The organism is Desulfocurvus sp. DL1XJH-121, from assembly GCF_054819825.1.
This window is the reverse complement of sequence record NZ_JBTVWW010000128.1, coordinates 1-261: the sequence shown is the minus strand read 5'-3', so window position 1 is coordinate 261 and position 261 is coordinate 1. Positions and strand designations below refer to the sequence as shown.

The window sequence follows — 261 nt, the reverse complement described above, 5'->3', positions numbered from 1 at the left end:
CCCCCATTACAATCAGCATGACCAAAGGAGGCAGAATGACGAGCCACAGCCCCCGGTTATTCTGTTCGCTTTCCTGCGAGGGAAAGCTGAATGAAACGCGGTCTTCTGGAAGATCGTAGACCATGCGCGGCGTTCTTCGATATTGCGGGTATTTCTTTTTCATTTCGGTGCTTGGTTTTACCGTTTTGGTTAAACCGGTATGAAGCTTTTCGTGATGAACGGCTTCTAAAAGGTCGTCCTCCGTCAGCCTCACACGCAGAA

The 261-nt window shown here is 49.8% G+C and carries 1 protein-coding gene; it reads right to left on the bottom strand.

Going from position 1 to position 261, the window contains the following annotated elements; translation table 11 throughout:
• Nucleotides 1-261 (bottom strand): hypothetical protein (locus ACYYG1_RS17595; protein ID WP_461211629.1); only part of this gene is annotated, 261 nt, incomplete at both ends.